The sequence below is a fragment of the Aquitalea magnusonii genome (assembly GCF_002217795.2).
Taxonomy (GTDB): domain Bacteria; phylum Pseudomonadota; class Gammaproteobacteria; order Burkholderiales; family Chromobacteriaceae; genus Aquitalea; species Aquitalea magnusonii_B.
In genome coordinates, this window is sequence record NZ_AP018823.1 from 1,981,825 (window position 1) to 2,008,813 (window position 26,989).

Here is a 26,989-nt window from a genome sequence, read left to right on the forward strand (position 1 = left end):
GCGAAGCTTGCCAATAAGGCAAGCAGAACAATCAGCGGTTGGTGCGAAGCAACAATCCAGCAAGGCGACGGTGTCCAGCCCACAGGGCGTGCGAAGCTTGCCAGTAAGGCAAACAAGACCAACAGCAACAAACTGGCCGCTCACCCGGCCAGCCCATTTCCAAACCGCTTGCCCGCAGGCGGTTTCCGAATGGGGAAGTGTAAAAGCAAACAAGATGGCAGCCCGTCAAGGCCAGCCAGCATCTGAACCAAGCCCACAAGGCACCGACAATCAGAGATGCCCATGACACTTCAGGAGTTTTTCAACCGCTACAGCCAGGCCTACTCCGCCCTGGATGCGCGTGCGGTCTACGCCATGTTCACCCGCCCGTTTACCGCGGTACACCATGGCCAGATCGCCACCTTCGGCAGCAATGAAACCGAGGCGCTCTACCAGGCCACCGTAGGCATTTTGGAGTATTACCGCGCCCAGGGCGTAAGCAGCGCCAGTTGCCGCATCACAGACGTACTGCCCTTTGGCAGCGAACTGGCCACCGTCAAGGTGCGATGGACAGCACAGCGACAGCAGTCCGAGCCGTGGATATTCTCCACCGCCTACCACCTGATACGGGAAAACGGCGAATGGCGCATTTACGGCCTGGCGCAATTTGAAGAACACGGGCATCCGGCCCAATAACCGGACAGGCTTCTCAAGCCGGTTGACCACAGCCGGCTTCGGAAGCAAACCAACGGGGGAAACAGGCATGAGCACCACCCTATTCTGCACCGCCAGCCGTGCAGCACAGCACCCGGAACAAGACCGCTTTCGCAAGCTGGGCCTGGTGTTGGTAGACCTGCCAGAACCACTGCGCGATACGCCAGCCACACCGCGCACCGCCATCCGCATCATGCGCCAGAGCGCCATGCTGCTGGAACAGCCCCCATGCCAGCCCGCCGCCGAAACCAGCACCCACACCATGCCGCGCGCGGGCCAAACCATCCAGCTGACCACCCCCATCGGCGTGGCCGGCAAATAAACACGGAGAATGCAAAACATGTTGAGCTTTGACGATACCCCAGTACAAAAACCGGCAGTCCCTTCCAGCAACGACAGCCAGCCCAGCGGCCGCGTAAACGCCGTGGACAAGAAAGTCATCAACGGCACCACCGACGTCAACCAGTTGGTACCGTTCAAGCACAAATGGGCCTGGGAAAAATACCTCGCCCAATGTGCCAACCACTGGATGCCGCAAGAAGTCAACATGCAGCGCGACATCGAACAATGGAAAACCGGCCAACTGACCGAAGACGAAATGCGCATCGTCAAGCGCAACCTGGGCTTCTTCGTTACCGCCGACAGCCTGGCTGCCAACAACATCGTGCTGGGCACCTACCGCCAGATCACCAGCCCGGAATGCCGCCAGTACCTGCTGCGTCAGGCCTTTGACGAAGCCATCCACACCCACGCCTACCAGTACATCGTGGAAAGCCTGGGCCTGGACGAAGGCGAAGTGTTCAACGCCTACAACGAAATCAAGTCCATCCGTGACAAGGACGAATTCCTGATTCCCTTCATCGACGTACTGTGCGACCCGGCCTTCAAGACCGGCAGCCTGGAAAACGACCAGAAACTGCTGCGCTCGCTGATCGTGTTTGCCTGCATCATGGAAGGCCTATTCTTCTACGTCGGCTTCGTGCAAATCCTGGCACTGGGCCGTCAGAACAAGATGACCGGCGCTGCCGAGCAATACCAGTACATCCTGCGTGACGAATCCAGCCACTGCAATTTCGGTATCGACCTGATCAACACCATCAAGCTGGAAAACCCGCAACTGTGGACCGAAAGCTTCAAGGCTGAAATCGTCGAGCTGTTCAAGAAAGCCGTGGAACTGGAATACGCCTACGCCGAAGACACCATGCCGCGTGGCGTGCTGGGCCTGAACGCCAGCATGTTCAAGGAATACCTGCGCTTTATTGCCAACCGTCGCATGCAGCAGATTGGCCTGGATCAATTGTTCCCGGGCGTGAACAACCCCTTCCCGTGGATGAGCGAGATGATTGACTTGAAGAAGGAGAAGAACTTCTTTGAGACGCGAGTTACCGAGTATCAGACTGGCGGTGCGTTGAGCTGGGATTGATTTGACTGTCAGAAATCGGAAAGGTTGAAATTTTGTAGTCAAAGTTTGGAATTTCCGATAGCCAAAGTGTGAAATCTCATTTGGCACCAAGAAAAAGGCCCTGTTTTAACAGGGCCTTTTTCTTGGTGCCATCAAATGTAACCGCTTGCTGGAGCATTTGTATCGCCCCGCTTCTCGGCCAGAACAGTCATCGGGGGTAAGTATTTCCAATAACCGCTTAGTTTCTGTAGCCGACTGCCAAGGCGGCCTCACTCAAACGCGGTTATTGTGAGCCCATATTCAGTAATAGATGATAAAAAATTATTTCCCGATGACCACGCCAACGTCGTTCCATGCCAATCCATAGATGACCCTTAAAGTCAAGTGTCCGAATACTACCGTCTGTCAGCGAGTCGATAGTGAACCCAGTGTAGTTTTGGCTCGCAATGAATGCGGAGTAGCCGCTAACCAAAGCATCAAAATCATTGACATCGCAATATGCGACGATGAAAACAGGACTAAGAGATTCATTGTCATAGCCTGCGATTTTATTTAGATGATCAGAAATAACCTTGGCGTCTTTTGAAAACAGCCGAAACGCTTCAAAGATAGAAATTCGTCTGTTTTTTGCATCCGTGATGAAAGCATCAATCTCTCCTGGGCTTTCGCCAGATGTCGACTTTCCACCTCGCTTCTGATCTCTGAACCCGATACGGGCCTCAGCCATCCGCTTATCAAATAGCGACGTGAACCAATCGTTAATTAAATCCTCTTTGGAAATTCGAAAGCTAATACGATCTTCCAGATATTCTGAATGGATTTGCAGGTTTTTTTTCCGCAACAGCAATTCCTGAGCCACCTCAACTACTACATTTTTCAGGAACTCATGTGGCTCTAGCTCTTGACCAACGATGGTTACATAGTCTTCAAATTCTTTGGATACGATCTGAGAGTAGTGTTTTTTTAGCTGGACTATGCTGCGTTCCGATGCTTCATTTACCACCTGAATAAGTTGAAGCATGGATTTCTCGTTTGTCTTCACTACTTCATCAGCTAAGTCATCGATCCCCAACTCATCAGATGCTTGGAAATTGAGATCCTGGTAGCGGGTTAGAATGTGTTGGGCAATCAGCGTGTCACCACGTTCCATAAGAGCCCTGCAGTAGGGGCGCAGAATTTCTCGTCGAGCCTGCTGGTCCGGGTTGAGTTTCCCCCAAAAATTGTCGATTTCTTGATCATGAAGCTGTCGGTATGCGTCCAAGATGTGAGCGATCCAGAGCGGCGGCATATTCTCTGGGGTAAGATCAATTAGGCTGTTGAGAAGCTGAGAAAGTGCATGACGCAGTCCCGTTGTGTCATCATTTATTTCATGGAGAGCCACTCGACCTTTGAACAGCATAAAACTGAAGTTGTTGCTTTTATTTTCTTTGCACAACTGTTCCATGATGTCTATACACTTTTCAGGGGATGTTTCGCAATAGGCAGCCGCAATAATGTAGCGTCTAAACTGCTCGCATTCCCGGTTATATACATCTTCGTCATTTCGTGTAGGACCACCAATATTTTCGTGCGGCATCGAAACCTTACGAGCTTCACGGGCATATTCTTCAGGGTGCCCCTTGAATGTTTCTAGGAGTTTGAGTAGGTGCCATTTATACTCATAGATTTGCCATTTTTTGCGCACCCTCAGAAAATGGGGATTTTTTGTATTGGAAAAACGATCTTGGTCAAAAATGCTTATCGCAGTACCTATTAACCTAGATGCTTGATCATAGTTTCCTGCATCCCAGGCCGATATGAAGGCTTGCTCAAGGCTAGACAACCCTAAATTTTCGGAATCAGGTGACTGCCGCGTCGCGATTATTTCCTGCAACTCCCGAGTGCGTGCAATCACATTGCAACGTTCGAGTAATATAAAAAGTTGGTTCAAGGGAACGTATGGCAAGCAACGATCGACTATCTCGTCATACAGCTCCCTCTCAAGTAGGTTGGTATAAGAACAGAATTGCGACCAAAGATCGTATTTTTCTAGATAAAACGCAGTATCAAATAAGTAAGTAGCTTCTTCGCGAGGACCAAAACCAAGCATTCGGACGATTTCAACTACTCGGCTTGCAAAACGCTTCCAATCCTGAGGTATCCTGTGCGGCCGACCTACACACATCAAAACCTGAAGGTAATGCCGAACTGCTGAAGCAACCGAAAAGTTATTCACATTCGAATAGCTCAATTTTGCTTGCCAGTCGCCACAACGATTCGATATCTCAAGGAGTTGAACCGGTCCTTCACTCCCAACAAGCTTGTGCCACGGAAGTGCCGAGAAGAAATCGTTAGGTTCTAGGCTGTGTTGTTTACCAGCTAAGCTTTCCACAATCTCTGCTCGGTAATAGCCAAGAAGATTCTCCCTTAAGTTACAAATCAATGTACCGGCAAGGTCAATACCAAGCTGCTCGATACGCTCAATCAGCCAGAATCCAAGAAAATACCAATGAAGCTGAGAACATTGGTGCGCATGCTTTATTTTCGTGGTTGCGCACCATTCGGAAAAAGCTTTCCCGAGTTGAACTACACGCTGATGGCTTAAGCTATCCAGAAAACAGAGTAGGAACTGATACTCGTGGCTTTCGGGAAAGTCTCGAGTATGAAAACCACATCGACCACCTAATAAATCAACTACCTTGAGCAGGCGGTCGCCACTATCCGGCTCTACCTCAATCGCTCGAAGGTATTCATGGCATACCAAATTTTGATAGCTTTTATCGAAATTCCGCATGAACGACTTGCTATCGCGACGACTGGAAAATGACTTTTGTGTCAGATAAAATAAGGCGACATCACAGGTGGCAGACTGTGATAATAAAAAAAGCTTGTAGGTGGCGCTTTCATAATCTGGAAGTACGTTAAACAGAAGGTGTTTAAGTAATGGGCGAGATGCGGCCAGTTCGAGGAGCTTTTCAACAAATCCATAAGACGCTAATAGGTGGCTCTCGATACGTATGCTGTCCTCAATAGAGAAACTCAGCAGCCATGTGTACAACAACTGCGGCTCTAGCCAATGTCCCGAGTAATGCCAATTTCTAACGAGTTGCAGATCGGTGGTGTTGTCAGAGCTAGGTAATGGATAAGCAGCTCTCAGTGTGTCCAGTGTTGGCTTTTCAAACCCAATGACATCTTGGCATTCTGAAGGACTATTCCCGTCTGCATCAATTGTGTATTTCAGGTGAGTGCTAACAGGGATGGCAATATGCGAAAACCTATCCTTGTTAATGGCCTGCCTTTTCAGCGTTTCGGAGGTGGTGAAAAGCCCGCTGTCTTGAGCCACGTAAGCTAACAGTTGGTTGTTAAACTCTGCTTTCTGTTCATAGTCGCTATCGCCAAATAGCACCGGAAAAGCCCATTCGCAATTAACACGTAAGCACAGCATCCATCGTTCAAACGCTTCGCTTGGTTCGAGGATCGCTCGCAGCCTTTGCCATAAATATGTACTGACTAAGGAGTCAAAATTTATATTGCCCGGATGCAGCTTGAAATAGATGTCTTCAAGGCTTAGCTCAGGAATAAGTTCAGCTACAGGTGTGCTGCCAAAATGATCCGCCAGAAGCTTCTGTAGTTCATCTACAGGGCATACATAATGAGGCTGAATGTAGCCATTCCGCCCCCAGCAAATGTCCTTAAGGTGTTCAATAGCCTGAATTAGCGGAATAAGGATCGGATCTACATCATCTTGATTTGGAGACCTGCTGTGCACAGTGCACCAGTCGGCATAAAAACCAACCAGCCCCAACTCTTCGAGTAATGATAGTGGCAGGCTTACCCCCTCAAACTGACGTGCATCAGGGGTATGTGGCCACTCTTGATGTCCTGCAAGCACTTCTCGAACAGTCATGCGATCCAACCTTGGAGTAGCCAAGGTCGCATGAGCTAGAAAAATCGACAACGCCTTTGCATGGATGTGGTCCGAATGCCAATGGAGTTTGGGTTCTCGATTATTCGTCGAGAATCCGGTTAGGATAGATTTGAGGTGCTGCCAGTTTTCTGAGTAGTTCTGGGTCATACCGAGTGTGGATTCGCTGTAATTTTAGTTTGCCGGCCACATTAGGGCCACAGGAAGTTATGAAATATGTCAGAAGGTTTGTAGTTTCCATTTGCGGAACTACAGCTTTTCAATTCGTAGCAGCACTTACGAAAATCACATCCATTGACCACAATGGCCGATCAATTTTCGGCTAAGAAGGTTCGCTGACAGACCATCGGCCATGGCGGTCGTAGGGTCAGTAAAATGAGAAAAACTGCCATCGCTCCTATAGGAAGCACTGCATTCTTACCAAACTTGAACCGCATACGTTTTGAATGTAAACATCCATTTGGCAACTTTGTGTGAGATTACTCAGAGTTTCGCTACCCATAGAATAAAAATCTGGATGTGTAACAATATCTCCGAGCTCAGGCTCTGAAGAGTCGAGCAGCTCAAAGACGACAAACTCTCCTTGCCCATCAATCTCGGCGGCGTACATGCCTCGGGCTGGATTAACAAATCTGACAATAGCTTTCATTGGTTCCTCGGCGATGTATAACGTTGAAATCACAAAACGCAGACAAACATACCTGCACTATTTCAGCAACAGCATTTTTCCTATTTTGACAGGCAACCAGAGTTACCTACCAAACACAGGAAGCGGGTGGACTGCAAATTTTTCCAAAGCTGGCATCAAACTTCAGGAGAGCTGGTCGGTTATAAAGCGACTGACCACCCTAATTGTTTGACATGCTAAACCACAGGAGCAGATTCGGATGGAGCCCAAACTCACTCTTTGAGCCAAGCCCTCTTAATTCCAATGAAATCGATATTTTTCCACTCCTCCTTCCACAGTTGGAAGTATGGTATATCGGAAGAGGAAGGCTCCGGCTTACAGCGCCCCACCTTCACCAACGATGGCATGACGACGGCCTCGCCGATCAGTAAGGCCTCCCCCGCCCCTAGGGTTGGCAGCTTGTCGCATAGGTTGCCGAGTGTGTCCGGTAGAAGGCGCGACACATAGCTCTGGTCGCTCGGATTCGTCAGGCGCATCGCAAGAAAATTACTGCACTGCGAAAAAATCGTCTCTGAGATCTCGGAGGGACGCTGACTGGAAAGCAGCAGCGTGACACCGTATTTACGTCCTTCCTTAGCGATGCGCTCAATCGATAACTTCGAAGCTCGAAACCGTGCCAAGTCGCTGTTTGGTACGTACTTATGCGCCTCCTCGTAAACCAGCAATAGCGGCGCATCATTGTTGATGGTCTCCTTGACACTAGTTCTCATCACCTTGTAGTGGTAACCGTATTCGAACAAGATGCGCGAGATCAGCGACACAGTGATGCTGAGTACCTCGAAGGGCACGCCACTCAGGTCGACGACAGTGACGTTCGACTGCTTATCGCCGTAGCCCAAAAGGCTTTTGAGGGTGCTCTCTAACGTGGCCGTGTCTGCCGCCGAGCCGAAGAGAAACTGGAGCCTGTCTTGCGCCACCTTCGACTCGAAACGAGTAAAGAACTTGTCCAGCGACTTGTCTGCGTAGCTACCGGCAGTGATGCTTTGGGATTTTGTTGGGTGAAATTCGAGCCGGCTCTCAAAGTACTTTTGGAGACGTTGGTCTGGAGTTAACAACAAGCCGTGCTTTGCGTCCGTTTTGCCCTCCGGGAGCAGTGAGTAGCTGCTATCCACCACCATGTATCGAGCCTCATCCTTCGAGTTCACGGTCTCGTTCTTGATGTTGTACAGCGCGTTCAATACCTCATGGATATCGAATTTCAGTGGGCTATCGTAGAAGACGAACTTCGAAGCGGCGTTGTGCCGCTTCTTGTTCTCCGTGACTAACTGGCGAAACACGGCCGATTGGTTGTAGTTGTCACGTTCGCCCGTATCCAGCAGCACCTCTTCCAGCTCTTCGCTGTTGAGCAGCCAGTACGGTAGCGTCAGCGTGCTAGCATCGAGGAAGTTGGCGTCAGGAAAAGCTGTTTTGTATTCGGAGTGGATGTCGAAGATAACGATGTGGGAGTTGTTGAACGAATACTTGCCATTTTTTGCACTAACCGCTGTCTGAATGATCTTTGCGATAGTGTGGGACTTGCCTGCCCCAGTGGACCCCACCACGGCAATGTGCTTATTAAAGAATCGATCTCCATCGACGGGCACGTTGATCTTGTCATTGGACGCCAACGCGCTGAAGACGAACTTCTTGGCCGGCTCGACGGAGTCTTCGAAGATCTTCTTGATATCGTCCTCCGTCGCCGGCGTCACGCCTGTGGGCGGAATGGTCAGCGTATCGCCACCTCGGATGAACTTGCCATCAGCAATGATGCCAAGTGGCAACGCCTCGATTATGTGACGACGCTCGGCCTTGTCATTCACTTCAATGCAGAAGTTTTCGATGATCGCGATCAGCGCGCAATCCTCGCTGTCGGTGATACGCAGGTAGGAGCCCACCTTGAGGCTCTTCTCATTGGAAAATGCTGCGATATCGCCTACCGAGATCTTCACCTTGTCAGGGAAGACAGCAACCACTTCCGCCTTGATGTCGCTCGAATCGTTCATGCCTGCATAACCTCCTGAAGCAGATAGGAATTACTACTCTTGATCTCATGAGTGACCTTGCCCTTGGGCATATGCGCGCGGTCCAGCGGCACCGCCTTGTAGAAGTCGTAAACCTCGATGACGGATCCAGAGGCTGCGGCAATGGTGGGGGCCAGTTGGTCGTCACTGGGTACGAACTTGATCCGCCAGAGCTGTTCTTTGGTGGGATCCACGGCAAGCGCTCTGGGAGAGAATTCGGCACCGTGGAACGGATACCCGTCATTGAAGACGACCCCTTGGTCCCAAAGGCTCTTCTTGAGTTCGACTAGCTCGACAGGTGTCAGCCCCCGCAGAAGCACGTAGGGACAGAATCTGTCTGCCGGGGGAGTCCTCACGAGCTCCTTGTGCGAGAAGAACTCAGCCATTCGGACTAGCATTTCCGTGGCCTTGTTGACGTCGTACTCGCCGGCCATGTCAATGACGAAGAATCTCGAGGCCTTCGGCATCTTTGTTCTACCGAAATGGAAGTACTTCCGCCGGATCAGTCGGGCGTAGTAATCGGCTCCAAACTTCTGCTGCAGCCAGGCACTGAAGACAACGTCTTTGCGATTGACCTCCTGGAGAAACCTCTCCTTTGTGATCTTGCGCTTCACCTCGTCGGCTTGAATTGCGAGACCTTGAATCACATTGATCGCGCTCGGATAGTAGAAAACCTCCGCATCGATGCCGCTGCATCCCGGAATCTCCGACTGCAGCAGCCCGAGCAGCTTGGTCTGCTGTGCATCGTAGGAGAGCGCATTCACATCAATATCGAGCAGTGATCGAAAGGCCGCGAGTTGCGGCCCAGTGATCCCCAATTCCTCGTGGACCTTGTGCTCCACCTTGTCCTTCTTATAGGTGAGGAAGTTCGCCTTCAGGAAGTCATCTGTCAGGGGCAGCGCAAGCTTGTGTTGGCCGCTCTCGTAGTGCCCATAGAGCCGGTATTTGAAGAGCTGATCATTGGGGCATCCTGCAGCATGGAAATGCCGCAGCATGTGGATCACCGCCTCCTTGATCACGGAGTGGTTGTATTCCGTCCCCTCGTAATACTTGCACTGGACGTAGGCGCTGTCATTCCCATCGTCAAGGTCGACATCTTCGATCCCCTCCACCGTGACGCTCGCCTGCTTCGAGCCCTCCAGCAACCTCACGATCGTCTGGTCGAACTGGTAGAAATATCCCTTGATTGTCGCTGTGGCGCTGCGGTCAGTCACGATAAGCTCTCTACATTATTTACATGGGATGTAATGCATTGAAATGTCTCCACGATGCCGATGAGGGAGTTGATTGACTTGCCGAGTTGTGATCGCCCAGTGAAATGGAGGCAAGGCTTGTGCTCCTGATGCATGGCGCTCTCGCACTTGGTTTGACATATGGATATATCAATAGCATGCTCCATTGAAATGATGTTGTCACTATGCTTTCACACCGGAAGCCTGTGGCGCGAACACAAGCAACAGCAGTCCTTACTTTTCAGTTGGACCAGGGCAATGCAAAGCACTGCACAGGCGGCAGGCAAGCATGGATGCCCTCTCATCTCTACTTGCTGGTGGAATACGGGACAAGCACATCGCAGTGGGACCGGCATACATGCCAATGCACTCGTTTGACAATGTATTTGTTATTAAAAAATCTGGAAAATCAATTTAGAGAAAATTTCTCCAAAATTCTCGAATTGGATGGCGTTCTCCAATAACCATTGCAAAACTCTCACATAATACCAAGGCAACTACACGCCCAGCAGATCGCAATCCATACTGTTTAGCCAGCTAAATATCAAATCAATCTTCCTCTGCAATGCATGCAATTTCATTTATTTACCTAATTTGTTGCATTTACCCTTCTTTGCATTAAATGTAGGGTGATCTGAGTAAATGTGAGATTTTTTGATTTTTTCTATTCGACACCTTGATCTATTCATGTCCATGAGCTTTTATATAACTTATCGAGCAATGGACCTCGAATGGAGATGATCGCCATGAACTACTGCAAGACCCCTGATCAAGTTCGAGCTGAATTCAAAGCAAGCGGTTTATCTATTACCGCTTGGGCCAAAGCCTATGGATATCCTGTCGCCTCGGTATACCAGGTATTGAAGGGCGACAAGCAGTGCTGTCGGGGCATAAGCCATGAGATTGCCGTGAAGCTGGGGCTAAAAGAAGGCCGCCTTGGCGACGATTCTGAAGCACTGACGCGGAGGCTTATGATTGACCAAAAAGCTGCTGAGCTAGCAAGCGTTGGCGATTAACTACCCCGTCCAACTTGAGAGGAGACTGAAATGTAACTTTGTGCACGTTGATTAATTAAGCGAGCACGGAAGAGCAAAGCCCCCAAGTTCTGCGAAAACTTGAGGGCTATTTGAAACTGACTAGGTTTGCGATCCAGTCGATTTCATTTTGGCTTTTCCGATAGGGACAGTCAAGGGCAATTTTGCTCGAGGCTGCCCCCGCTCGTCCTGGCAAAACTGGATACCGATCTGGTGCAAAACTGCAAAGGAAAAGCCATGAAATACCATCTGCCATTATGCGCGGCGAACTTGCTCGCCCCTGGGCGCCGCCCTTCTGTACCCAAGCCTTGTTGCTCGCGAGTACGCAAACATGACTTGGCTAAATTGTTGGATCGGCTACATCCATCAATCTCACGGCCCCGGCCACACCTAGCACTGTCGCTGATCAAGAGAGTCGGTCTTGACCTCTATCTCGCTCCCAGACTCCAACCACTGCGGATGTCATTCCGCTCTTTTATGGCTGCATGCCACTTGGAAGCCTGGCTGGAAACACAGCTACTGTTAGCCAGGCTAATGGCCCCTCACTTTCGATCAGCCCCTCCCTCATCGACTCAAGGGGGAAATCCATCATGCTGATCCCCTCCATACGCAAGATTCATAACGTCAACAGCTCCAAGGTCATTGGCCTGTCCTACAGCTTCAAAATGGCAGGGCTGATACCGTGGGAAAGTACGTTAGAACGAGACTGGCTTTTGCATCTTGAGTCAAACCTGGCCATACGCGAGATCTACGGCCAGCCAGAAACCTTTGATTACTGTTATCAAGGCAAGTGGCACCGTTACACACCAGATTTCAAAGCGTGCTGGCATGACCCCAACCGCTTGCCCACTCTTTATGAGGTCAAGCCTCATGATGTGGCCAGTTCAGACGTGTTTCGACAGCAAAGCGACTGCATCCGACAAGCATTGGCAATGTACGGATACGAGTATGTGGTCAAAGACGAGTACGAAATTCGCCAGCAGCCTGTCTTGAACAATCTCAACTTTCTGAAGCATTACGCTGACATGTTCGTCTCGCGGCAGGATCAAGTTCGAATCCTTGACGCTTTCGACGGCGGCAAGGCATACCGCTTGCAGTGGCTATTGGCGCAGTTGGGCTGCAACACAACCGGGCTCGCCAAGCTGTATCACCTGATCTGGCGAGGTTGGCTCGACTACGATGAGCACCATGCGATTACCCCGCTCCTGGAAGTCTGGCTGGTAGAAGGAGCATGGTGATGGCGCTTGATCTCCGGGAGGGAGTTTCGGTAGACCTCCACAGCACTCATTACCGAGTCCTGCACATCCAGGCGGAGCGGCAAGTTTCATTACTCAACGAGCGCACGTCATCCATCACGCATCTCTCGATGGATGAAGTTGAAGTCTATTTTCAGCAGGGCCAGTTCAAGGTCATTACTGACCAAGATGTTCTGTTCCGCGAGGATGGCCTACCGCCGATACCTTCAGCCTTACCTGAAAACCATCGCCCAAAACTACAAAGAAGCTTGATCTATGTGCGGGCAGTCCTTGCGCGAACTGAGCACTTCTCACGAGAACATGAAACCTTACCTATCGTTGCCGAAGTGGCAAAGCAACTTCGCGATGCCAATCCTCCTAGTCGGATTACCATCTATAGGTGGTGCCGGAATTTTCTGGATAGCAACAGAGATCCAATTGTTCTTGCGCCCAGGAGCGCAAATTGTGGACGTCGCAAGGGACAGATTAACGAAGAGGTGATCGAACTATTTTACGAAACCATCGATACCTATTACCTGAGCCGTGCACGCAATAGTCGGATAGATGCGCATGCCGAGTTGTGTGACCGGGTTATCGAAGCTAATCGTCAACGCCCCAAAGGCGAGTGGCTACGGACAATCAGCTATAGCGGCTTTTGCAAGCTGATCAAGCGGCTGCTCGATCCATTTATCGTCATGGCGAGACGCATGGGCGAAAAAAACGCCCGACGCTACTTCCGCACCCGGGATCGAGGACCTGTCGCACTGTTTGCCTTAGAGCGCATCGAGATTGACCACACCCGGCTCGACATCATCGTAGTACACCCGATTACCCGGGAATCACTTGGTAGGCCGACAGTAACAGTCGCCATCGACCGCCGCTCGCGGATGGTAGTTGGCATTTATATCGACCTCGAACCGCCATCATCGATTGCCGTCTTGATGTGCTTGCGACAGGCTGTTACCAGCAAGCAGGCCATCCTCGACGATATTCCTGAATGCCAAGGCTTCAATTGGCCGGTCGAAGGCCAATTTCGTCTTATCTGCATGGACAATGGTCCAGAATTTCACAGCAATGTTCACAAGCAGTTTTGTGCCGACCTCCACGCGGATATGCAGTACTGCCCACCAGGTAAGCCTTGGTACAAAGGTGCGGTCGAACGTTTTATCGGCACGTTAAACCGGCGCCTGATACACAAGCTACCGGGCACCACCTGGTCCAACCCGGTTGAACGCGGCGACTACCCGTCTGAGAAGCTCGCCAGCCTGACTCTACACGAACTGCGGCAGATGGTTTTTCGCTGGGTCGTGGTCGACTACCACAACACCCGTCATCACGAACTGGGCGAAACACCGCTGCAGTGCTGGACACGATTGGTCGACGAACACCCTGTCCCCCCGTTACCACAAAGTCTCAACCTCGAAGTCGAGACCGGACTGGCCTTTGAGCGGACTATCTGTGACGGTCGGATCGGCGTTCAAGGCTTGCTCTATCACCATCCGTACCTGATCCACCTGCAACAGAAACTTCCGGCCAAGAGCAAGGTCATGCTGCGCATCGACCCTGAGGATATCACCCAAGCATACATCTATGACCCGCTGAACAAGGCGCTCATCAAACTGGAGTGCCTGACGATCAATGTTGAGCCAAGCATGTCATGGCTGGATTTTCAGCGCGCACGCAAAGCGCACAAAAAGGACACTGCGGACCCAATTGGAGCTGATGCAGAGCTGGTTCGACAAGAAAAAGCCAAGTTACGCCGAGAGATCCATCAGACGCATTTACAGGCAGAAAAACGGCTGAAGCAAAACCAACGTAAGAAAAAGCAAGCACCGCGACGTTCAACCAAAGAGGATTTTCATATTAGCACTCAAGGATCGCCTGAAAGCCATGCTTGGGAGAATATTTCATCTCAGCAATCGTGGTCTTTGGAACGCCTTCCTTTAGAAGGAGACAGCAAATGAACGCCCCCTATTCTGACATCCGCCCAAAATGTCTAGAAATGAAGCGCATCCTGATTCGGCACCCACATTTCAATACCATTTTAGCTGAGATGGAAAATTGTCTTGAGGCGTCGGATGATTGTTCGGAACCGCAGTGCATGCTGGTCACCGGTGATACCGGAGTGGGCAAATCAAGACTACTCGATACCTTCTACTCACTACACCCCCGCTTTATCAACGGTGACCATACAGAAACACCTGTGCTTTTAGCATCCCTACCACTGCCCGCGACAATATCAGGATTGTTTACAGCCATATTGGCGTGCCTTAAAGCCCCCTACCCTGATCGTGGCAATATCGAGTACAAGCACACCCGGCTGATTCAATTATTATCACGCAGCAATACTAGGATGATCATCCTGGATGAATTCCAACACTTGGTAGAGCGCGGCACAGTCCGACGGATTGAAGTCGTCGCAGATGCAATCAAGAGCCTGATTAATCAAACTGGATTGCCATTTGTTTTAGTCGGCATGCCCAGTGCAGCAGCGGTTCTGGAATGCAGCCCACAGTTAGCAGGTAGATTCCCACTACGCATGGCAATGTCCGCCTTTAACTGGATAGAAAAGCCTGCTGATTTTGAACGGTTACTCAGCTGCTACGAACAGGGCCTTCCCTTGGAAAAAGCAAGTGGACTGTGCGATGAAGACATGCCAGCCAGGTTGTATTTGGCAACAGGCGGTAATTTCCGCTCCCTTGCCACGCTGATTCAGAAAGCGGTACGCATGGCATTGATGCAAGGTTGCACACGGATTGAACAAACGCATCTTGTGCTTTGCTTTGACCGCTACCTGGCACAAAACCGCAAGCTTCGCGCCAATCCATTCAGTGAAAGTGCCGAGGCAATCGAGCAGTGGGTTACCCAGCTCAAGGAGGCTCGGGCATGAACACCTTATCGACGGATCCCGCTGATTGCTTCCGCTTGCTGATACGCCCAGCCCCTGATGTCCGGGAAAACCTAGCGGGCTATCTTCTGAGGGTGGCAGAACTCAACTGCTTGCGCCACGTGCAAGAATTGCGCGAATTTCTTGGTACCTATGCCACCTACCCTTCACAGCCTTCGCTCATTCCTCAGTTTGGAATTTATGACCTAGCGCTTCTTGGCAAGGAGCTCAATATCCCAGTCAGCAGCTTGGACAACTTGGTGCAGCCACTCGATGTTCGCGTCGGTAAATTCCGCAAATTCTGCCACCAGGGAAAGCTGTGGCCCCTTGAGATGCTCCGGGACAAACATCGCGCTTGGTGCCCTCTGTGTTTGAAGGAGGCCCACATTCAACAGGCTAGCTGGGACTGGCGCTTGCAAACCGCATGCGCCAAGCACCGTGTGCTTCTAGTTGAACATTGTCCATCCTGTCAACGACATGTCAGCTGGCGTTACTCATCGCTGCGGCAGTGTGTATGTGGCTACTCGCTTGCAGACGCACCAACCATGCCTGCGGACCCTGCTTGGCAGCCCATTCCAGTAAACGAGTTGCTGCCACATCAATTGATGCGATACGTCACACTCGTGCTACTGGCGCTTGAGGGTGAGCTACCCGATCTCACACGCCTGGCGGCGGTCGGCCATGTGCAGATGCATCAAGCGACACTGAATGTAACAGACAATCAGCTCCAGTCCTCCCCATCGTTTCAGCACGCCGTGGTCGACCAACTTGAAAAAAGGTATATGGAATGCCCCACTCTCGGACCAAGGCATGCCGCTGCCTGCTTACTGCTTGGTCTAGGGCTGGATGCCAATTTCGATGCTGAGCTGGCGTCGATTGCAAGCCATTGGCTGCACACAAAGCATCCAGCACAGGGAATGAACAGCTACTTGCCAGAAGATGAAATCCCTGCTCTGCCCATGGCGACGGTAGCCATCACATTGAACGTGTCATCACACATCATCAAGACGCTGCTCAGAAAAGAAGTGCTGACTTACGCCCCCAACAATTGCTTAGCCCATCGAAGACGAATCGATAAGCAGGAAATCATTGATGGAAAGAGTTTGGCAAGGCTTTTGCACCGGTTATCACATCTGAGCGAACCCGTACTAAATAGCAAAGTCGTTCGATTTGACCACTATGGAATTGACCATGCCAAAAGATTAGATCTTTTGCTGGACATTGACGGACAGCACACCAGAGTCATCGCCTTCAATCCCGCAGATGGACTGCCAAGTCTCGCTCTCTGTAAAACCCTCACGACTGTTGGCGAGAATGACAATTTGTTGTCCGTCCGTAAGGCAGCTGAATTTTTGGATATCTATCCGGATGCAGTCTACCGCTTAATCAAGGCAAAGCTCCTGACAGCAAAAGCGCTTGCCAAGCGGCAAGCTTGCATTGAGATCAAAGATCTTGTTGAATTTCGCGGAAAATATGTATTTACACATGAAATTGCCCGGCAATTAATGTGCAACCCAACCAACTTGGCAGATCGAATCATATCGATTGGCATCATTCCTGCGCACGGGCCAGCTATCGATAGTGGGTTAACCTATGCATTCAGGAGAAAAGACATTACAGATGATGTATTGCAAAAAATAAAGCTTGCAGAGAATTACCAAAGTCGCGCAGGTCGAGGAAGGAAATGTATACAGCAAACGGAAGGCCATCTCAGCACTAGTCAAAAGATGCTAACAACGAAAGAGCTCTCAACAATAACAGGAATTAGCACTATAAGAATTCGGCACGAAGCCAAGCACGGTTGTCTATCAGAAGCAGTCACCCACACCATCCCCGATGGCAAAAAATTCCTGTTTCATGCTCGCGCCGTTGGCATATTAAGGCTAATTTCAGAAAGTAAAAATTGGCAGATCAAGGAAAGGCGGATAAAATGAATCACAACCAAATATTCGGCAAGGCATTAAGACAGATCAGAAGAGAGATGCGGCTAACTCAGGAAGGTTTGGGGTTTGATTCCGAGATAAGCAGAACATACATTTCTTTGCTAGAGCTAGGTGAAAGATCACCCACATTAGACAGCCTATTGAAAATTAGCTCCGGTCTAAAAATGGAGCTAAGCGATTTTCTTATTCTTATTGCAGAAAAAATCCGTAGGCCTAATCTGCTGTAGCGTCAAAATTATTGGAGACATTAAAAAGGTCCCGAATCTTGAATTTATCAATTACACTCATTAAGCATGATAAAACCAACCACTCAACAAACAGAAATTTTCAACAGTGAAAAACAAAAAAACCAGACGAAGCGAAAACGCATTATCCAGTCGGCTAAGCGAAAAGCAACGAAATCAAATTTCATCATTAGGCAAGGGAATGACGGTGGGTGCTTTCGGCCTCGTATTTATGGCCTTGATAGCACCCGAGCAGTGGCGTTCAGCATTCGTCTGGGTGACAATAAAATTTATGTTTTTGGGTGCAACTCTCCGAGTGTTGTACCTGACCTCACCACACCAGGGTAAAATTGATGAATTTTGGACCAAACTACTTGAAACATACAAAGGACTCTCAACAGAACAAAAGCTTTATGTAAATGCCTGCATACTCATGCTCGGCTTAGCACTACTATTACTTGCAGGTGGAAAGCCCTTCTTGTTAGCCTATATCATTCTGCTAACCTTTTTTTTCGGATATATTGCTCTGCATGACGTGTTTAGATGGTACAAAGCTTTATCTGAAAACCTCTTAGGCAAAGCAATAATTGGCATTGCATTTGCGGCAGCAACAAACCTCGCATATTCCTTAGCAGGACAAGAGGTCACCCAAATTGTGCACGTAACTCCAACAAATTTTGTGCGCACAACTTTATTCATTGCCATTCTTATGATTCCTGTCCTAATGATTTTTGCCGGTGGAATCATTTTCTTCATCGGTATCTTTATGTCGTCAATCGTCATGCTTCCCTCCTTGCTAGCAAATTTTGACCCTCGCCTTAGGTCCTGGCTGTTCGCAGGAACCCTTGCAGTCTCGCCCCTCCGCTTTAAATTTATCACCAGACTATTTCAAATAATATTTTACTCAACGATTGGATACACAATATTTGCAAGCGGGCAGAACGGCTTAGCCTGGTATGAAAGCAAGATCTCATATCTTGCTCCTCGATTGATTTACTACTTTGATATGTATGAGGGTCAAGAATGTAAATTAGGACCACAATACAAATTGGCCCCATTAGGCGATGCAAAATTTTTGCTAGCTCAAAAACTCCCATCTGGAATTATTAATTTTGAGCCACCGGTAAAATGCGATGATCTGCCGCCTAACGGCGCAAGAGCCCGCTAAAATCAGTGAGGGGGGATCCGAGACTGTACTCAGCCTGTTCGTTTGTTAGCTTTTGTACCCATCGATGGGCGTCTATGTTGACCAACATATTTGAATGAGCTTAAGGATCGCGCTTCTTGTTTCTCCGAGTTATCTGGGCTGACCGCTTTCACCCATTTGTGCAGGTTGTGGCTGGAAACCCCAAGCCGAGCGAAAACCACGGTAAAAGGGTCGCCGAGCTCAGTGACCTGTTGACTGTGGATTCCGGCGCAGCTTCCCACTTGTGCCAGCGCATTCTTTTCATTTCGTGGGTGCTGCTCTGGTGGTGACCGCTTTCAGTTGATATGCTGTCAGCAAGATGGGTGACTTGCTGTGTCGCATTTCGGCCAGAAGCGGTCATTGCATATATACGAAGCGAAATACCTAAACTCGACAAAGCCGCCGTTGAGTACAGCAGCGGCTAATGACCGGGTTGTAAAGAAATCTGGACGTGCCAAATGCATTACTGATGCCATGCAGGTAGGCGCATTATTCCTACGTCATGACAATGCGGATATTGGCAGTGCAAAATGCACTAATGGCCACTTTTCATATGATCAAGCAGTAGTCCGTCAATCTAATAGGATTTAGTTACAATGCGAATATCGTTGAGACAAAAAATAATTCAGGTTTGCGAAAGAAAAATCAGTGAGAAGGGGAGTGATGTTGGATTATCTTTTTATGCATTTTTCCCAACAAAAATAGCGATCCAGACCTTTGATGGAAGCCTCAAAATGGTGGATACAAACCCGCCTGCATTAAAAGCAATTTTATTTATTATTAACAACTGTCAATGCGATTCTCTTGTGGTTAATTAATAATTTTTAGACATCACTAATTGCGACTGGTTAGTTATTAATTTCTGGAAATTCCATGACTTGTGAAGAAATTACATTACGACAGGCTCAGCTCTCCGATGAAAAATTTCTCCTTGACCTGCGCCAGCAAGTCATGACTGAACACTTGGCGCGCGTAGGAGAACCGACCGATGATGATTCGCATCTTCAACGTGTACGCTATCAATACGATGGAGCCCAGATCGTTCTCATCAATGGCAATGCTGTAGGGCTAATGAAAGTTTTCAAAACTGAAAAAGAATGGAACCTTATTCAAGTTCAAATCCTACCACGGTTTCAGGGAAAAGGGATTGGCCGGTTTCTTATTTACACCTTGCTTGAGGATGCAAAGCGAAATGGGGTTGTAGTTCGTCTCAGCGTCTTACGTGGCAACCCAGCTAGGCACCTATATGAAAAACTAGGATTTTGCCTTGAATCCGAAACTGGAAAAGAATATTGCCTTGTATTCAAGTCATGATGGATTCTCAACTGGATAACTAAAATCAATAGCAGACTGCCTGAATGTGGCAGCGCCAACTAACAGTGGCATTGCAGCCGCACAGGACTGCAACCATCAACGGCCGCTCAAGCTGAACTACGGTAGTAATGATATACCAGCGAAGGATTAGTATGAAAAAAATAGCGCCATTCAAAACCACATGGAGTTGGATCGAAAAAAGGGTTCGTTTATCGACTCGGTGGAAATGGGCCACCCGCCATTCGTGTAAGAAGTGCATTCAGTTTGGCATCATATACCCCGTGGCTTTCATCCTGCTGTGGGTGCTCGTATGGAGCATCATCGGCCCTCATAGTGCCGTCGGTTCACCAAATGACGAAGGCGCAAAGCATCAGTTAAATCCCGCCTTAGCCCGAGTTACCATTTCTCTCATAGTCATAATTTCAATAGTCTACTTTGTCGCGATCATGGCGGCTGCTGCGCGAATCGACCAGAGCCAAACAAATATGCTAGTTTGCCTATTTGGCTTTGTGTTCTTCCTCACGCTAACTCTCGGAGTCTATGCAATTACAAGTGGGGATTTGGTCAATGGTGTGTTCTCGGATGCACCTATTGGAAAGCTGCTGGGGTTCTTAGTGGCGGAGGTCCTGAATCTGAAGGCGAGCTTCGGCATCGCCGTGGCGCCCTTTGCCTTGCTCATTGCTCCCCAACTCCTTGCATTCGCTATTCTCGGCCCGATGGGCTACGCCACTCCCCTTCGTCTGGGGCGTGGAATCGTTAAGTTCATGTTGGGAGCCATTGCTAAGGGCTTACTCACATGTGCCGCTGTGATGCTCGCCGTCCAACTGCTTGTGGTGAGCAACGACTGGCCCGGAAGCCAATCGTCGACCACGATGGGAGTTATTGTAATTGCAGCCTTACTGCTGGTCGGAGCCGCCGCAACTTGCTGGGTGTGGGCGGAAGTCAACGCAGGCTTGGCTACGTCAGAGCTTAATGCCGTGACAGTATGTGTTGGTCGGAACTCCAGGCGACGGCATATTCTCAACGGGAGGGTGAAGCTGGAAAACTCGGCCGAAGTTATGAACTCTTCTGTGCCCTAACTTTGGTTCGAGCGGACAAGCAAATCAGGGCAGCTTTGCTTGCCGCTCAACCTACACGTTCCTGAGCGTCCGCTTTTCTAAGGGTCAACCGGCAGCAAAGGGGCGAAAGCTGAAGCCCACTTTCTCATCTAAATTGTCTGTTCTATGTTGGCCAGCGGGCACCAGCGCCCTGGTCAGGCATGACTGGCACGGCTGTCAACAACCACCAGCGCCCGCATTTGATAGCTTTTTCTTTGAATTCAGGGGTAAAGCGCTGTGTGCTCAATGGTGTTATACTACCTCTCGCAGCCCTATAAAGCCCTCTCCCAGCCCACTTACTGGTGATGGAACTAGGTTAGCCTCAGGCCCCTTTGGGGGCCTCACTATTTTCAAGTCTGAATTCCACCTGCTCAAATACACAGTTCTTCAGGTCAATACAATAAGTACAAAGCTGCGTCTCCCTTTATCGTGCTGTAGTTCCTTGACACCTCAAGAAACCTCGTGGGGAGGCTTATAGCAACTGACTACGACGACAGCCAAAACTGGCCATGAAACATGGAGTACCTGACCACATTGCTTTTCTGGCCAACATGCTGATAGGAGGTAGGTCAGTTGCTGGTGCCTCTTCGGCTAGAGCAGCTTTTCGATAGCTCGAAGGACAAGAGATGGTTTTAACAGAACTTTGGATAGGCCTGGAGTTGTTTAGTCAAATCCAAAATCCAGTCTTAGACGGAGCTTAAATCTAACACGACATGCCATGGATGTTGGATCTTCGCGCCCTTGATCAATAGGTCGCCCCCCTCCCTCTCTTGGACCCGGATGCTTCAACACTATAATTTTTCATTATTTGACTTATTTTCCCTATAATTTCAAACTTTGCATCTAATTTATTTCATTTATTTTAATGACCACACGACACATGCCATTGAAAACAAAAGAATTGTAGTTTCATGCTTTGGGTGAACCGACATTGACATAGACGTCGAGCGACACATAAGCTTACCAGAACGACAGAGAAGCTTGCATACGACGACATATAAAGCTGCAACAAAGCCCGCAAACGCGGGCTTTGTCTTTTCTGACATTCATTAAGTACATTATTGATTTTGATCCTATAATTCACATGGCATTTGCCATGTGAATTTTTACTAGAAGGAAACATGCTTGATAAGATAATTGCTGCAATTAATGATCGAAAAGTGATCTCACTCAACTATGATGGCCTTGATCGACTTATAGAGCCACATGCGGTAGGAGTGTCTTCTGCAGGAAACGTTGCTTTACTCTGCTTTCAAATAGCAGGCGATCACACCACTGCTGGTCATGATTGGAATCTTTTCACATTATCAAAAATTACCAATTTGGATGTCACAGATAGTAATTTTGAATCACCACAACCAGGTTATAAGCGAGGAGATAGAGGGATGACGAAAATATATGCAGAATTATAATAACAACAGCCACCATGAATGGTGGCTGTTGTTTTGTACACATTACGAAGAAGGGTCTAAGTGCATGAAAACCCTAAGATGCGGAGCCAGAATGAACAATTTGCAATGAGCGCTGACAGAATGTTTTTAACTCCGTCGAATTGACTTGTACAGTATCAGCATTGCCTGGGTTCGTATCATGGTGAAACTTCCCTGCGTAATCATTAATTTCCTGAAGCTCTTCAATGAGCGGATGCAAATAAGCAACCGGGTGTGGCAAAGTCATTTCATTGGCATACGACAGGACTTGACCAAACATAAGCCCCTGCGGAATAAAACCTGGGAAGCGCCGGTGAAGATACCCCTCCAGAAATGGTCGAATAGCCTTAGCTACAGACCTCGAATCTAGCGCTCCAGTCTCACAGTACTCCGAAAGCATTCTATGGTGACGATAGTACCTAGACTCACACTCTTTCTCAACATCAAATTTTTCTAAGACGCTATAACCATCTTGAGCCTGCCGAAGCTGAAAAACACTAACTTGCGTTTGCCCATCTTTGGAATTTAAATCATCAAGAATATCACGAATAAAATATGGATCATGAGCCAAAACGATCAATTGCTCAACTTTTGAGTAGAGCTGTTTTAATACAACCCTTGTATGGTGTTTTCTATTTAAATCTAAGCTACACATTGGATCATCTATTACAACTATTCGCTTCGACAGGTCTGGGTCGGATAGGGTTGTGGCAATAAAAAATGAAAACGCTAACGTCCTTTTGTCTCCTTCGCTTAGCGCTGTAGCAAAACGTGGAGCCCCCCCTTGTAGGGCAACTGATTTTCCGCGGAGCTTTAAACCATACTCACTACGCGGAGCCCCCCCTCTAAAGTTCGCATCCATTTTTTCGATGCGAAAGTCGGCACCAAACTTTGCGAGCAGTGCATTTATATCATCTTCATACTTTCCAAGCACATTTGTCATCAATGTGTCTAAATCATCTCTGGCTTTCTTTTTTATCTTATCAAAACCATCAGCATTAATTTTTGCCTTCCCAAATTTATCAAATAGATCTATCACCTCTGGCTCATATCTTCGCTTTGAAAGCTGCAGCCTAGATATTTGCACCTGCAGATCATCTTTGTTCTCTGCCTTCAAACTTGCGGTGTATTCTCGCAATGCTCGTCCAGCATCACTAATTTGCTTATTACTTTCCTGCATGAAGCCTAAAACGGCACTCCAGAGCTCCTGCGCCTTAGCTAATTCTGCGCCATCGCCAATGAAAAAAACGGGATTTGCTTGTTTTTTAATGGCCAGTGCCAAAAGAAGTTTTTTCAATTCATCGAGTGACTTTGCTGCCCCACACCTATCAAAGCCAACAGATTCCAATTTAAAATCAGAAATCCAAGTCGAAATAATTGAATTGGCACTTGCTACGCCAGATTCAAAAACATCAAGAATAGCTTCGCCAGCTCTAAGCTCAATTCCTTTTTCTAGGCGAGAAACTTTATCCTTAAGCTGACCATAGGCCGCATTGAAATGCGTCCGATAAGCCTTTATAAGATCTACGCCAGAAGTGTCTTGGCCACAATATGGGCAATCCATACCATTATCAAATGATTGCGCTGAACTTAACCAAGTTTCTGCGCTATTGATTGCTAATTTTTCAACATGCTTTCGAACAATTTTTTCAGCATCTTCCTGAATGTCATCTAGTGTCGTGTTCAATATTTCAAAAAAAGCCTCGATGGACAACTGAGGAAGCTCAACCTCTAGCGGAAATGGTCGTGTGAGAATTGATGCAATGTTTGCCGCAGCCGCTATGCGATTTTGAATGGATTCGATTTGGCAGTCAGCATCTTCTATTTTATTGATTTTCTCAAAATCAGAGAGCAACACCCCAGGATGATACCCTGCCAATTGAGCCGACAACTGTTTGAGTAGGTCATTCGCTGCAACAGCATCCTTCGTTGCTTTGTCTTCTGCCTCACGTGCAGACACTGCCGCGGCCCCGAGGGCAAATTCAAGTAAATTTTTTCGATGACCTGGACTGACAGCCCCCCCTGTATGAACGTTTTTTTCAATAAAATCAGCGTCAAAAACCACCAGTTCCTTCCGGCTTTCTGACCAAGCATTATTACTAAATGACACTTTATGTCCACTTCCAAACTGCAAATGAACAAGGGGCTTGTGGCTGCTATCAATTGTCTTTCTTTCCGCTATTAAGGATGCATCTCCAATTGAAACGGATCGCATCAAGCTTGCAAGCGTAGATTTTCCCCTTCCATTTTCAGCATAAATTAAAGTTCCCTTGTGAAACCTAAGAGATTTACCATTTACATCACAAAGCAATCCAACACCCTGTATTTGATCAATTTTCTCCAACATTTAATTCACTCCCCATCTGAATTGCCAGAAATAAAACAGCACAATTAGTCGCATGAAGTTGCCGCCCTATGCTTTGGCAGCATTTAGCACAATCACACTGTCAGCTTAGAAAATCCCACCCCAGCCGATTTGGTCACCTTGATCAGATGGTCCAGTGTCAGCCCTTGAGCAAACTTGCGGTATTTGTCGCCCTCTTTCGAACCAATCAGGCTGTTGAGCCGCTGCCAGATGTCGACGTCGGCGGCCTGCTGCTCGATCTGCTGGAATAGCGCTTGCTGGTTGTCGCGACGCTGCTCATCATCCCGGAGCAAGGCATTCAGAGCGCTCTGTTCGCTGGACAGGGTTTGTCGCTCCCCGTCTTGCGCTGCCAGCACTTCATCCAACTCGATCAGGCCGAGCGGTGTGCGATTCTGCTGCTGTGCATGCAGGGTGGCATCTGCACTTTGGCGTAGATATGTCACCTCAGAGCAGCTTAGCCAAACCTCACAGGGCCTTACCATGTCAGTACCTCATCTCCTTCATTGCCAAATTCGGGATATACCAGTGCAACATCTCCTGCATCTGCCAATGCCTGGCTTGCTGGCTGGCAGCGGCCCAGCCTGCCCGAACCTGATGTTTGGGCTTGGTCAGCATGATGCCTTGTGAGGTGGTCGTCATTTCCACTTCGCCATCAAATCCAAACAGGGTAATCAGTGTCTTAGGAATGATGATTCCTTGGCCCTTGCCCACCTTCCGTATTTTGGCTTTCATCATGCATTCCTCATGTACTCCAAGGCAGATTACAGCTTGATAGCATCATGCAAATATTGCAACTGCATATTCGGTTTATCAGCATGTATGAACTAACCATTAGACATTCATACGCCCCCACCGCCATGCCACAGCGGCACAGTGGGCCAGTGCGATAATGACGAACTGCCAGACCTTCTATTGAGAAGCACGCCATGATTACGGAACCCAGCACCATCAGCGTATGGGATGCGCTTGAATCCAACCCGCAACAAGCGGCCAATCTGCGTGTGCGTGCCGCTTTGATGCGCCAGATTTCCACCACGTTGAGTGAACAAGGACTGACCCAGGCGGAAGCCGCACGGCGCTGCGGAGTCAGCCAGCCGCGCATCAGCCAGTTGATGAACGGCCAGATTGCATCGTTTTCGCTGGATGCCCTGGTCAATATCGCGGCGGCGCTCGGTCAGACAGTTGAAATCCGCTAACAGGTGTATTGCTACAGCGGGTACAAACCGGAGAGATGGCTGACAGGTGTGCGGGAACATGGGTGACACTCTTGGCACCTACTCCCCGAGAAAATATTGAAAAATCAAAGACAAAACTAACTTCGCGGGTCTCGCCCCGCCGTCGAGGTACTTTACTTTTGCTTCGCCAAAAGAAAGTACCCAAAGAAAAGGCGACCCGCAGCGCTTCGAATTCCCGCCCCAGCCGCACCGCTCAGGGCGCGGCCGGAACTTGCGGCGCGCTAACGTCGCGCCGCTTCGGACAGCCGACCGCTTAATACCCTGCGCGGCACGTCTGCGTCGGCTCGCGCTGACGGGACCGGTTACTGTCGGTACAGATTATAAAAATAAGAGGAGGAACGATTCGATAATGCGCCTAAAATTTTGACAAACCACGATAAAGAAACATTAATGCCAACACACCATACATAAACATGAAAAAAATATAAGTTTTTTTGTTTTTCTCATAGAGAATTTCACCACCACGAATATAAATTACTTCTTTAGTAATCATACTATTTAAAACATTAATCACACCTAAAATACCAATAGAAACCAAAGAATATTTTTGCATCCAATCGAATACAAAGGACGCAAGAATTTCTGCCAAAATAATTACAAACAGCACCTTGTTTACTTTTTCCAAAGTGGACTGATTCTTGCCGAAAAATACCATCTGACGCCTCTAAATATCAGTTTGCCGCTTTAAACAATACCCATCATGATGTGCGGACGATTGCCGTAGCAATCTCTATCTGGCAGCCTGAACCATGCTTTCCGATGTCTGCGTAACATCTCCTGCACCAATCTCGCCCCCCTTCCATCTTCCTTCCAGGATGCATTTCTTGGCTGTTTGCAGCTTGCTCTCATGGTCGCAATATTTCAATGACATAATCAGTATACCCAGCAAGTCTTTCATCATCTGAAACCACCGCACCAACGCGCCCACCAGCCCCGTCAAGCATGCCGACAGGTGGCCGGGGCGAGGTCTTAAGCGCCTGCTTTGTTTGAGCGATTTGACGTTAGCAGATAGCGAAAACCGGCATATTTCGCGGCGGGACGCCCCGGTAAATCGTTGGGGCTTCCGCCCTACCTGCAAAGCCTCCTTGTAGGGTGGAGGCCTCAAAGGGGCGATCCACCG

Annotated in this window: 21 protein-coding genes; 14 read left to right on the forward strand and 7 right to left on the reverse strand. The window is 48.8% G+C overall.

Annotation, left to right across the window (positions count from 1 at the left end; translation table 11 throughout):
- Window positions 1-282: 282 nt before the first annotated feature.
- From DLM_RS09485 to DLM_RS09495, 3 genes are all read left to right on the forward strand, one after another.
- Window positions 283-675, forward strand: a complete 393-nt coding sequence (locus tag DLM_RS09485) for a hypothetical protein (RefSeq protein ID WP_089083302.1) — start codon at window positions 283-285, stop codon at window positions 673-675.
- 67 nt (window positions 676-742) lie between these two features.
- A complete protein-coding gene (locus tag DLM_RS09490) occupies window positions 743-1,015 on the forward strand; it encodes a hypothetical protein (protein ID WP_089083301.1) in 273 nt (90 codons plus the stop codon).
- 18 nt (window positions 1,016-1,033) lie between these two features.
- Window positions 1,034-2,116 (forward strand): ribonucleotide-diphosphate reductase subunit beta, encoded by a 1,083-nt coding sequence (locus DLM_RS09495; protein WP_089083300.1) that lies wholly within the window; start codon window positions 1,034-1,036, stop codon window positions 2,114-2,116.
- Between the two features lie 262 nt (window positions 2,117-2,378).
- Here DLM_RS09495 and DLM_RS09500 read toward each other — a convergent pair whose 3' ends face one another.
- From DLM_RS09500 to DLM_RS09515, 3 genes are all read right to left on the reverse strand, one after another.
- The gene (locus DLM_RS09500; protein ID WP_089083299.1) at window positions 2,379-6,149 is read right to left on the reverse strand and encodes a hypothetical protein; all 3,771 of its coding nucleotides are present in this window, start codon (window positions 6,147-6,149) and stop codon (window positions 2,379-2,381) included.
- Between the two features lie 750 nt (window positions 6,150-6,899).
- Window positions 6,900-8,669, reverse strand: a complete 1,770-nt coding sequence (gene herA, locus DLM_RS09510) for an anti-phage-associated helicase HerA (protein ID WP_089083297.1) — start codon at window positions 8,667-8,669, stop codon at window positions 6,900-6,902.
- Entirely contained in the window at window positions 8,666-9,901 is a 1,236-nt protein-coding gene (locus tag DLM_RS09515; protein WP_089083296.1) for a DUF4297 family anti-phage-associated protein, read from the reverse strand. The genes herA and DLM_RS09515 overlap by 4 nt, the downstream gene beginning before the upstream one ends.
- 749 nt (window positions 9,902-10,650) lie before the next feature.
- On the opposite strand from DLM_RS09515, the gene DLM_RS09520 reads away from it, so the two are divergent.
- The 10 genes from DLM_RS09520 to DLM_RS09565 all read left to right on the forward strand — a co-directional run bounded on the left by DLM_RS09520 (window position 10,651) and on the right by DLM_RS09565 (window position 22,251).
- Window positions 10,651-10,935, forward strand: coding sequence for a DNA-binding protein (locus DLM_RS09520; RefSeq protein WP_231960140.1), 285 nt, complete (start codon window positions 10,651-10,653; stop codon window positions 10,933-10,935).
- A gap of 608 nt (window positions 10,936-11,543) precedes the next feature.
- Window positions 11,544-12,191 carry a TnsA endonuclease N-terminal domain-containing protein gene (locus tag DLM_RS09525; RefSeq protein WP_089083295.1) on the forward strand — a complete coding sequence of 216 codons (648 nt, stop codon included), beginning with the start codon at window positions 11,544-11,546 and terminating at the stop codon, window positions 12,189-12,191.
- Window positions 12,191-14,152, forward strand: a complete 1,962-nt coding sequence (locus DLM_RS09530) for a Mu transposase C-terminal domain-containing protein (RefSeq protein WP_167467077.1) — start codon at window positions 12,191-12,193, stop codon at window positions 14,150-14,152. Before DLM_RS09525 ends, DLM_RS09530 begins: the two co-directional genes overlap by 1 nt.
- Window positions 14,149-15,078 (forward strand): TniB family NTP-binding protein, encoded by a 930-nt coding sequence (locus DLM_RS09535; RefSeq protein ID WP_089083293.1) that lies wholly within the window; start codon window positions 14,149-14,151, stop codon window positions 15,076-15,078. Before DLM_RS09530 ends, DLM_RS09535 begins: the two co-directional genes overlap by 4 nt.
- Complete coding sequence (locus tag DLM_RS09540; RefSeq protein ID WP_089083292.1) at window positions 15,075-17,009, forward strand: TniQ family protein; 1,935 nt, start codon at window positions 15,075-15,077, stop codon at window positions 17,007-17,009. Before DLM_RS09535 ends, DLM_RS09540 begins: the two co-directional genes overlap by 4 nt.
- A gap of 47 nt (window positions 17,010-17,056) precedes the next feature.
- Window positions 17,057-17,245 (forward strand): helix-turn-helix domain-containing protein, encoded by a 189-nt coding sequence (locus tag DLM_RS09545; RefSeq protein WP_231960226.1) that lies wholly within the window; start codon window positions 17,057-17,059, stop codon window positions 17,243-17,245.
- Window positions 17,246-17,351: 106 nt separating this feature from the next.
- Entirely contained in the window at window positions 17,352-18,410 is a 1,059-nt protein-coding gene (locus DLM_RS09550) for a hypothetical protein (RefSeq protein WP_145985818.1), read from the forward strand.
- An 891-nt stretch (window positions 18,411-19,301) separates the two neighbouring features.
- Window positions 19,302-19,742, forward strand: coding sequence for a GNAT family N-acetyltransferase (locus DLM_RS09555; RefSeq protein ID WP_089083289.1), 441 nt, complete (start codon window positions 19,302-19,304; stop codon window positions 19,740-19,742).
- A 152-nt stretch (window positions 19,743-19,894) separates the two neighbouring features.
- Window positions 19,895-20,821 carry a hypothetical protein gene (locus DLM_RS09560; protein WP_089083288.1) on the forward strand — a complete coding sequence of 309 codons (927 nt, stop codon included), beginning with the start codon at window positions 19,895-19,897 and terminating at the stop codon, window positions 20,819-20,821.
- A gap of 1,139 nt (window positions 20,822-21,960) precedes the next feature.
- Complete coding sequence (locus DLM_RS09565; RefSeq protein WP_089083287.1) at window positions 21,961-22,251, forward strand: hypothetical protein; 291 nt, start codon at window positions 21,961-21,963, stop codon at window positions 22,249-22,251.
- 73 nt (window positions 22,252-22,324) lie between these two features.
- Here the strand turns inward: DLM_RS09565 and DLM_RS09570 are convergent, their stop codons facing one another.
- The 3 genes from DLM_RS09570 to DLM_RS09580 form a co-directional block, all read right to left on the reverse strand.
- Window positions 22,325-24,616, reverse strand: coding sequence for an AAA family ATPase (locus DLM_RS09570; RefSeq protein WP_089083286.1), 2,292 nt, complete (start codon window positions 24,614-24,616; stop codon window positions 22,325-22,327).
- Between the two features lie 92 nt (window positions 24,617-24,708).
- Window positions 24,709-25,077 carry a hypothetical protein gene (locus DLM_RS09575; RefSeq protein WP_119313222.1) on the reverse strand — a complete coding sequence of 123 codons (369 nt, stop codon included), beginning with the start codon at window positions 25,075-25,077 and terminating at the stop codon, window positions 24,709-24,711.
- A 40-nt stretch (window positions 25,078-25,117) separates the two neighbouring features.
- Complete coding sequence (locus DLM_RS09580) at window positions 25,118-25,369, reverse strand: AbrB/MazE/SpoVT family DNA-binding domain-containing protein (protein ID WP_197715547.1); 252 nt, start codon at window positions 25,367-25,369, stop codon at window positions 25,118-25,120.
- Between the two features lie 191 nt (window positions 25,370-25,560).
- On the opposite strand from DLM_RS09580, the gene DLM_RS09585 reads away from it, so the two are divergent.
- On the forward strand, window positions 25,561-25,830 hold the full coding sequence (locus tag DLM_RS09585) for a helix-turn-helix domain-containing protein (protein ID WP_197715548.1): 270 nt from the start codon (window positions 25,561-25,563) through the stop codon (window positions 25,828-25,830).
- A 394-nt stretch (window positions 25,831-26,224) separates the two neighbouring features.
- On the opposite strand, the gene DLM_RS09590 is transcribed toward DLM_RS09585, so the two are convergent.
- A complete protein-coding gene (locus DLM_RS09590; protein WP_145985819.1) occupies window positions 26,225-26,476 on the reverse strand; it encodes a hypothetical protein in 252 nt (83 codons plus the stop codon).
- Between the last annotated feature and the right edge of the window lie 513 nt (window positions 26,477-26,989).